The 8,690-nt window shown below is 38.9% G+C and carries 6 protein-coding genes; 5 read left to right on the top strand and 1 reads right to left on the bottom strand.

Annotation, left to right across the window (positions count from 1 at the left end):
* The 5 genes from IKV95_RS03780 to uvrA form a co-directional block, all read left to right on the top strand.
* On the top strand, positions 1-2,102 hold a 2,102-nt coding region (locus tag IKV95_RS03780), incomplete at its 5' end, for a heavy metal translocating P-type ATPase (protein WP_287451425.1).
* A 132-nt stretch (positions 2,103-2,234) separates the two neighbouring features.
* Positions 2,235-2,879: an HD domain-containing protein gene (locus IKV95_RS03775; RefSeq protein ID WP_029090838.1), complete on the top strand. Its 645-nt coding sequence runs from the start codon at positions 2,235-2,237 to the stop codon at positions 2,877-2,879.
* Positions 2,876-3,118 (top strand): DUF2198 family protein, encoded by a 243-nt coding sequence (locus tag IKV95_RS03770; RefSeq protein WP_029090837.1) that lies wholly within the window; start codon positions 2,876-2,878, stop codon positions 3,116-3,118. The genes IKV95_RS03775 and IKV95_RS03770 overlap by 4 nt, the downstream gene beginning before the upstream one ends.
* A gap of 186 nt (positions 3,119-3,304) precedes the next feature.
* Positions 3,305-5,266 carry an excinuclease ABC subunit UvrB gene (gene uvrB, locus IKV95_RS03765; RefSeq protein ID WP_029090836.1) on the top strand — a complete coding sequence of 654 codons (1,962 nt, stop codon included), beginning with the start codon at positions 3,305-3,307 and terminating at the stop codon, positions 5,264-5,266.
* 17 nt (positions 5,267-5,283) lie between these two features.
* Positions 5,284-8,151: an excinuclease ABC subunit UvrA gene (uvrA, locus tag IKV95_RS03760; RefSeq protein ID WP_029090835.1), complete on the top strand. Its 2,868-nt coding sequence runs from the start codon at positions 5,284-5,286 to the stop codon at positions 8,149-8,151.
* Positions 8,152-8,445: 294 nt separating this feature from the next.
* Here uvrA and IKV95_RS03755 read toward each other — a convergent pair whose 3' ends face one another.
* The gene (locus IKV95_RS03755; RefSeq protein ID WP_287451424.1) at positions 8,446-8,595 is read right to left on the bottom strand and encodes a hypothetical protein; all 150 of its coding nucleotides are present in this window, start codon (positions 8,593-8,595) and stop codon (positions 8,446-8,448) included.
* Positions 8,596-8,690 lie beyond the last annotated feature (95 nt).

Below are 8,690 nucleotides of genomic sequence, written 5' to 3'. Positions count from 1 at the left end.
TAGAATTAGAACGTGATATTCGTAAAGTTCCAAATGCCAAAGAAGCCAAATTAACATATGCAACAGAAACACTGGTGTTACCAGAAAATGTTGATTTAGATCAGGTCTCTAAAGTTTTGGCACGTGAAGGTGCAGCGTTTGCAGAAATACCAAACAACCACTCAGATCATGACCATGGACACGACCACGACCACGATCATTCTGCTGGGAGTCATAAGAAAGAATTAACGCTATTGGCAGTATCAGCTGTTTTATTTGCTGCTGTTATGATGATGGAAGCTAATCTTCCGCGTTGGGCAGAGTTAATCCTCTACTTAATAGCGGCCAGTATTAGTGGTTATACAACCTTTTTAAGAGGGTTGCGTAATCTATTCCGTTTCCGTTTTACAATCGATACATTAATGACTATTGCAATGATTGGTGCTTTCTTAATTGGTGAATGGCGCGAAGGAGCAATGGTAGCGATTTTATTCGGTTTAAACGAATACTTAGAAGGTTACGGTATGCGTCGTGCACAACAGTCAATGAAGAGTTTATTGTCGTTGGCACCAGAAACAGCGACACTGATTATTGACGGTAAAGAGCGCGAAGTTGGTATTGAAAACTTAGCAGTTGGCGATAAAGTTATTGTTAAAGCGGGTGAAAAAATCCCATCTGATGCCCGTGTTTATTCAGGCAGTAGCAACGTCAATGAAGCTGCAATTACAGGAGAAGCTGTTCCAGTTAAGAAACGGGAGGGCGACGATGTTTTTGGTGGCGCAGTTAATCAAGATGGTACGTTGATATTAAGCATTACAAAGGTATACAAAGAATCATCGATGGCGAAAATTTTTGCTCTAGTAGAAGAAGCTCAAAGTCAACAAACGCCGTTAGAGTTGGCGATTGATAAGTTCGCTCGTTTTTATACCCCGGTCATTTTAGTATTAGCGATGCTCGTGATGTTAGTACCCGGTGCAATTACAGGTGATTGGAATCTATGGGTCTACCAAGGGTTAGCAATTTTAATTATTGGTTGTCCTTGTGCACTGGTTTTATCATCACCTATTGCTCTAATGGCTGGTTTAACACGTAGTGCAAAAATTGGCGTGCTCGTTAAAAGCGGCGTGTTCCTTGAACAACTTGCGAAGTTAGATGAAGTGGTAATGGATAAAACAGGGACATTGACTAAAGGTGAATTAAGCGTGGTATCAACATGGTTAGCGCCGGCTGATCCAACGATTAATGTCTTTGAAATTGTTCGTAAAATGGAAGGTGAATCACATCATCCACTTGCATTAGCGCTTATTACAGAAGCCGAAAAACAGGGTGCCAACAATACCTTAGCAGATGGTTCTGTTAGAACAATCGCGGGTAAAGGCCTTGAAATGACAACTGAAAACACAAGTTATTTCTTGGGAAATAATCGTTTATTTGAAGAAGCAACGTGGTCTATCGATGCAAAACATGCGTATGATTTAATGCTTAAAGAAGGCATGACCGTTGCTATATTGGGTACAAAAACAGACATTCTTGCTATTTTCGGTATTCGTGATCAATTGCGTGAGGAAGCAAAAGAAACAGTGGCTGCACTTAAACGCAGTGGTGTTAAACAAGTGACAATGCTCACAGGAGATAATGCAGAGAGTGCGCAATTGATGGCAGAAAAAGCAGGGCTTGATCAGTTTAAAGCTAATCTATTACCAGAAGATAAAGTGGCTTATATTAAAGAAGCAAAAGAAAAACGTTTAGTGGCCATGGTGGGTGATGGTATCAATGATTCACCTGCTTTAGCAACTGCACAAGTTGGGATTGCGATGGGTCAAGGGAGCGATTCAGCAATTGAAGTTGCAGATGTCGTCTTAATGCAGAGTCATTTAAAACGTTTACCATTTGTTGTTGATATTGGACACAAAGTACAACGTGTCATTCATTGGAACATTGGTATTGCGTTAGGATTGAAAATCATCGCGCTATTATTGACGATTCCAGGCTGGCTCACATTGTGGTTTGCTATCTTATCAGATATGGGAGCAACAGTGCTAGTAACGTTGATAAGTCTCACGCTTTTAATTCCAAGTAAAGCCGAAAAAGAATTGTTGGTTGGAAAGAAAGTTGAAGAGTAATAAGTTAAGCTAAGTACCATAAATTAAAACCACCTTTAAAGAGGTGGTTTTTTTACGATGACTAAAGTGGGCAAAAAGACCTGTTTTATGATATGATTACGAGAAATAGAAAAGACTGAAGGATGTGAAAATATGGGAATTCATCACTTTTTTGGTAGCTTATCCGATTTAGAATTAATCGTACGTTGCCCAGGTAAATTTAAATATCAACCACATAATGTGGCAGCACATAGTTTTAAGGTGGCTCAAATTGCACAATTTTTAGGCGTTGTAGAAGAACAATCCGGCCAAACGATTGATTGGCGTTCGCTCTATGAGAAATCATTAAATCATGATTATTCAGAATTGTTTATTGGTGATATTAAAACACCTGTAAAATATGCATCTGTAGAACTTCGCGAAATGTTAAGTGATGTTGAACATAGTATGACTCAAAATTTTATTAGCAAAGAAATTCCTGAGCGTTTTCAAGCTGATTTTGCACGTTTTTTTAAAGAAGGTAAAGATGAAACGTTAGAAGGTCAAATTTTAGCTGTCGCAGATAAAGTTGATTTACTTTACGAATCTTATGCTGAAATTCAACAAGGCAATAGTGAACCGCTTTTCTTTGAAATTTATGCTGAAGCATTGGAAACAATCATCAAATACCGTCATTTAGCTTCTGTTACTTATTTTATTGAAGAAATCTTGCCAGATGTATTAAAACAAAATGATGCCAGCGCAAGTCATCTTGCAACCACTACACAAGCGTTGTTGAAAGAAGCGACACGCAAATGAGTTTAGATGTCTTTTTATCGGCACTATTGTTGCCGATGTTAATGGTTATCGTATTAACAAAAGTAACATATAGTCGCATTATGGCAGTTGTTTTAACTGTTATTCTGATTATGACGAGTGCTTTTTTAGGGTATACAAATAGCCTAGCAATAATCATAGTAGATGCTTTTTCTATTACAGTCGGTTTAATAATTGTGAATTACTTTAAAAAGAAGAATGAGGAAGGAAAAGAGCAATAAACACGATTGTTGTTCTTTTTCTTGTCGTCTTTAAAAAACCTTTAATAAAAGTAATCGTACTTTTTAAAAAATCTGATAGCGTTTTTAACGCTATTCTTTTTTTTCTTAAAAAGCGAACGTATTTTCGCTTTTTGGTGTTTTTTCTGCTAAAATCAGAGTATGAATATATTAAAAGGAGCGTAAATAATGGGTAACGAGACATTTAAATTAGAATCACCGTATCAACCTGCGGGTGATCAACCACGAGCAATTGAAAAATTAGTGAAAAACCTGAAAAATGGCGTTAAACAGCAAACTTTGTTAGGCGCAACAGGAACAGGGAAAACATTTACTGTCTCGAATGTGATTCGAGATTTAAATAAGCCGACCCTTGTCATCGCTCACAATAAAACGTTAGCAGGGCAACTTTATAGTGAGTTCAAGGAGTTCTTTCCGGAAAACGCTGTGGAGTATTTTGTTAGTTATTATGATTTTTTTCAACCAGAAGCCTATGTGCCATCAAAAGATCTTTATATTGAAAAAGATTCGAGTGTGAATGACGAAATTGATCAACTGCGACATTCTGCTACCGCCTCATTACTAGAGCGTCGCGATACAATTGTTATTGCCAGTGTATCTTGTATCTATGGTTTAGGTGATCCAAAATCTTATTTTGATCGTCTGATTTCTTTACGTGAAGGGATGGAAATTGAACGCAATACATTATTGCGTCGTTTGGTCGACATTCAATTTGAACGTAACGACATTGATTTTCAACGCGGGCGTTTTCGTGTGCGCGGGGATGTTGTGGAAATTTTCCCAGCTTCACGTAGTGAACGTTGTTTGCGTATTGAATTTTTTGGCGATGAAATCGAACGAATTCGTGAAATGGATGCCTTAACAGGCGAAATAATCGCTGACCGTGAGCATGTAACGATTTTCCCTGCGACTCACTTTGTGACAGCACCTGAAAAAATGGAAGTAGCGATGCAAAATATCCGTGTTGAGTTGGCTGAACAGCTCAAATACTTTCGTGATGAAGGGAAGTTAATTGAAGCGCAACGTTTGGAACAGCGCACAAACTATGATTTAGAAATGTTGGAAGAAATTGGTTATTGTTCAGGAGTGGAAAACTATTCACGACAAATTGAATTACGCCCGCCAGGTTCAACACCTCATACATTGATTGATTACTTTCCAGATGATTTCCAAATTATTATCGATGAATCGCATGTGACAATGCCGCAAATTAGAGGGATGTTTAATGGGGATCAAGCGCGTAAACAAATGCTTGTCGATTATGGCTTCCGTTTACCATCAGCACTTGATAACCGCCCGTTACGCTTGGAAGAATTCGAAGAACACGTCAATCAAATTACTTATATTTCAGCAACACCAGGTCCTTATGAATTGGAACAAAATCCGGATGTTATTGAACAAATTATTCGTCCGACAGGTTTGCTTGATCCCGAAGTTGAAATCCGTCCAATTGATGGTCAAATTGACGATCTTATTGGTGAAATTAATAAGCGGATTGAAGTGGACGAACGGGTATTAATTACAACTTTGACAAAACGAATGTCGGAAGATTTAACAGATTATCTCAAAGAGTTAGGCATTAAAGTGCAGTACCTCCATTCAGAGGTGAAGACGATTGAACGTTTAGAAATATTACAAGATTTACGTCGTGGTAAGTTTGATGTGTTAGTTGGAATTAACTTGTTAAGAGAGGGAATTGATATTCCAGAAGTTTCTCTTGTTGCCATTTTAGATGCCGATAAGGAAGGTTTCTTACGTTCTGAGCGCTCACTTATTCAAACGATGGGACGCGCGGCTCGTAATGCCAACGGTCACGTGTTAATGTATGCGAATCGTATTACTGATTCGATGCAAAAAGCATTGGATGAAACGGAACGTCGTCGTATTATTCAAAAAGCTTATAATGAAGAACATGGTATTACACCAACGACGATTAAGAAAGCGATTCACGAAGTTGTTTCTGCGGGTAATACGGATGTCGTTGAAGAGGTTGAAGAAGTAATCGATACACGTACAATCGCGGAATTAGAAGATGACATGAAAGAGGCAGCCCGTATGCTCGATTTTGAAACGGCTGCAGCGATTCGTGATAAAATATTAGCACTCAAAACAAGTGATGAAGAAGAGTAGGGAGGCCATACGAAATGGTGAGAAAAAATGAAATCAGTGTGCAAGGCGCACGCGTTAATAACTTAAAGAATATCGATGTGGTAATTCCGCGCGATAAATTAGTAGTGATCACTGGGCTATCAGGCTCTGGTAAATCATCGTTAGCATTTGACACGCTATACGCTGAGGGACAACGTCGTTATGTTGAATCATTGTCGGCATACGCACGTCAATTTTTAGGTCAAATGGATAAACCTGATGTGGATACAATCGAAGGCTTATCGCCTGCGATTTCAATCGATCAAAAAACGACGAGCCATAATCCGCGTTCAACAGTCGGGACAGTAACTGAAATTAATGATTATTTACGTTTGCTTTATGCACGTGTCGGCCATCCTATTTGTCCAAATCACAATATCGAAATTAAAGCGCAAACGATTGAGAAAATGGTTGAACGTATTATGGCTTTGCCAGAACGCTCACGTATTCAAATATTATCACCGCTTGTTCGTGGAAAAAAAGGTGAACATAAAAAGCTCTTACAAGATATCAAAAAAGAAGGTTATGTTCGTGTCCGTGTTGATGGGGAGCTTTATGATGTCTCAGATGAGATTACGTTGGAAAAAAATAAAAAACATAATATTGATATTATTATTGACCGTATTGTTGTAAAAGAAGGCATCGAAACACGTTTGTCAGATTCATTGGAAGCCGCTTTACGTTTAGCAGATGGTTATGCAGTCATTGATGTCGCTGAGAGTGAGGAACTACTCTTTAGTGAACATTATGCGTGTCCTTATTGTGGTTTTAACGTTGGGGAACTTGAACCTAGACTGTTTTCTTTCAATGCACCATACGGATCATGTGAAACATGTGATGGGTTAGGAAGAACATTAAAAGCGGATATCGAGTTAGTGATACCTGATATGCAGAAAACACTTAATGAAGGTGCGTTTGTCGCATGGAATCCAATCAGTTCAAAATATTACCCACAAATGTTAGCAAGTGCGTGTCACGATTTTAATATCGATATGGATACACCGTTTGCGGACTTAAGTGCGGATGATCAACAGCTGTTATTAAACGGTTCTGGTGAGCGCTTATTCCATTTTCATTACACCAACGATTTTGGGAATACCAAAGATGTTGATATTCCGTTTGAAGGTGTGATGACAAATATTGAGCGTCGTTACAAAGAAACAAATTCTGATTTTGTGCGTGATACAATGATGGGTTATATGGCAGAACAACCGTGTAAAGCGTGTTCTGGTTACCGTCTTAATGAAAAAGCGCGTTCAGTTAAAATTGCAGGACGCCATATTGGTGAAATTTGTGAATTGGCAATTGTTGATTCGGTTAAATGGGTTGAAGCACTTACTTTAGGTGCACAAGACGCTCAAATAGCAGAACCCATCGTTAAAGAAATTTGTAACCGTTTAGGTTTTCTTGATAACGTCGGTTTGGAGTACTTAACTTTAGCGCGTACAGCAGGAACATTATCAGGTGGGGAAGCCCAACGTATTCGTTTGGCAACTCAAATCGGTTCAAAATTGACAGGTGTTCTTTATATCTTAGATGAGCCTTCTATCGGGTTACATCAGCGTGATAACGCGCGTTTGATTGATGCATTGAAAGAAATGCGTGACATCGGAAACACATTAATTGTCGTTGAACATGATGAAGATACGATGATGGCTGCCGATTATTTAATTGATGTTGGCCCTGGTGCGGGTGAACATGGTGGTGAAATTGTTGCTGCTGGAACGCCAGAAAAAGTCATGAAGAACCGCAAGTCATTAACCGGGCAATATTTAAACGGTAAAAAGTTTATTACAGTTCCAACAGAAAGACGTAAAGGTAACGGTAACTTCTTAAAAGTAACTGGGGCAACAGAAAACAATTTGAAGAATATTGATTTTACAGTCCCATTAAATACCTTTACAACAGTAACCGGTGTCTCGGGTTCTGGTAAAAGTACCATTGTGAATGAGATTGTGCGTAAAGCATTATCGCGACATGTCAATCGTGCGAATGTTAAACCTGGTAAACATAAAAAGATCACAGGTATGGAACACATTGAGAAAATAATTGATATTAATCAATCGCCTATTGGTCGAACACCACGTTCGAACCCAGCGACGTATACAGGTGTATTTGATGACATTCGTGATTTATTCACTGCGACAAATGAAGCGAAAGTACGTGGCTATAAAAAAGGTCGTTTTAGTTTTAATGTGAAAGGTGGTCGCTGTGAAGCTTGTCGTGGCGATGGTATTATTAAAATTGAGATGCATTTCTTGCCAGATGTGTATGTCCCTTGTGAAGTTTGTCACGGTAAACGTTACAACAGTGAGACGCTCGATATTCATTATCGTGGTAAAAATATTAGTGATATATTGAATATGACGATTGAAGAAGGCGTTGAATTTTTCCAAAATGTGCCGCGCATCGAACGTAAGTTAAGAACAATCGTTGATGTTGGTTTAGGTTATGTTCGTCTAGGTCAACCAGCGACAACTTTATCGGGTGGTGAAGCACAACGTGTTAAATTAGCCTCAGAGCTACATAAACGTTCGGCTGGTAAATCATTCTATATCTTAGATGAACCGACAACAGGTTTGCATGCTGATGATATCAAGCGTTTATTAACAGTGATGCAGCGCTTAGTCGATAATGGTGATACAGTGTTGGTGATTGAGCATAATCTTGATGTGATTAAACAAGCCGATAATATCATTGATTTGGGACCAGAAGGTGGAGCTGGCGGTGGACAAGTAATCGCAGTTGGGACACCGGAAGAAATTTGTAAAGTCCCTGAATCATATACAGGTAAATATTTAAAAGAAGTACTAGAACGTGATAAGGCACGCGTGAGTGCCACAGTGAAAAAAGCTAAAGCGAAATAAATTGAATCATAACGTGTTGAGAAGGCAGCTTCTCAGCACGTTTTTTTGTTTGGGCGCTATCATTTAGGGAGTAGGTAAATTTTTATAGCTAGCTATTTTTCACCTTGAGGATATAATTGGAACGCGACACTGAAAAATAGTTAAGGAATGATGTACGATGGATAGAAGGATGCTCAATTGACATCATAAGCAAATGAATTTGCAAGAATGTTAGCAAAGGATTGGTACTCAATTGCTTGAAGGGGTGGTACTCAATTGCTGGCGCAATTTCCGTCCCATACTGTCATTGTAAGCTCATGTCTTCGCAACAACGTTAGCAAAGGATTGGTACTCAATTGCTGGCGCAATTTCCGTCCCATACTGTTCTCGTAAAGCGGATAAATCCGCTACAATGTCATTAAATGAAGGATTGGTACTCAATTGCTGGCACAATTTCCGTCCCATACTGTCATTGTAAGCTCATGTCTTCGCAACAATGACAGCAAAGGATTGGTACTCAATTGCTGGCGCAATTTCCGTCCCATACTGTCGTTGTAAGC

The sequence above is a fragment of the Brochothrix sp. genome, from assembly GCF_017549435.1.
GTDB classification, from domain to species: Bacteria; Bacillota; Bacilli; order Lactobacillales; family Listeriaceae; genus Brochothrix; species Brochothrix thermosphacta.
Note: the sequence above shows the minus strand (reverse complement) of the source record. Positions and strands in the feature narration are given on the sequence as shown.

Coding starts and splice junctions, on each gene's coding strand:
- IKV95_RS03770 (WP_029090837.1), top strand. CDS start 2,876: ATGAGTTTAGATGTCTTTTTATCGGCACTATTGTTGCCGATGTTAATG.
- uvrB (WP_029090836.1), top strand. CDS start 3,305: ATGGGTAACGAGACATTTAAATTAGAATCACCGTATCAACCTGCGGGT.
- IKV95_RS03755 (WP_287451424.1), bottom strand. CDS start 8,595: ATGGGACGGAAATTGTGCCAGCAATTGAGTACCAATCCTTCATTTAAT.
- IKV95_RS03775 (WP_029090838.1), top strand. CDS start 2,235: ATGGGAATTCATCACTTTTTTGGTAGCTTATCCGATTTAGAATTAATC.